Origin of the sequence: Nonomuraea monospora, from assembly GCF_039531895.1 — a bacterium.
Taxonomy (GTDB): domain Bacteria; phylum Actinomycetota; class Actinomycetes; order Streptosporangiales; family Streptosporangiaceae; genus Nonomuraea; species Nonomuraea monospora.
The window spans coordinates 1-514 of the sequence record NZ_BAAAQX010000129.1 but is presented as its reverse complement, the minus strand read 5'-3'; the positions used below and the strand labels follow the sequence as shown (position 1 = coordinate 514).

At 58.2% G+C, this 514-nt stretch carries 1 pseudogene; it reads right to left on the bottom strand.

Going from position 1 to position 514, the window contains the following annotated elements:
* Positions 1-514: pseudogene (locus ABD331_RS60825) on the bottom strand (IS5-like element IS5 family transposase); the annotation flags it as partial.

Genomic DNA, 514 nt, shown 5'->3' with positions numbered 1-514 from the left:
GGCGACCAGCCAGTCCACATCCACCTCGGCCAGCTCCTCGCGCTGTGGCGCTCCTTGGTAGCCGGCATCGGCTGAGACAAATTGCTCCTCTCCATGAAGCAGATTACCCAGCTGATTGAGGTCATGCTCGTTGGCCGCGGTGGTGACTAGGCTGTGGGTCAGGCCACTCTTGGCATCGACACCAATGTGGGCCTTCATGCCAAAGTGCCACTGATTGCCTTTCTTGGTCTGATGCATCTCCGGATCGCGTTGCTGCTCTTTGTTCTTGGTAGAGCTGGGTGCCTCAATGATGGTGGCATCCACCAAAGTGCCTTGGGTCATCATGACGCCTGCTTCGGCCAGCCAGCGATTGATGGTCTTGAACAATTGACGGGCCAGTTGATGCTGCTCGAGCAGGTGGCGGAAATTCATGATGGTGGTGCGATCCGGCAGGGCGCTATCCAGGGATAATCGGGGAAACAGGCGCATGGAGGCGATTTCGTACAGGGCATCTTCCATGGCACCGCCGCTCAGG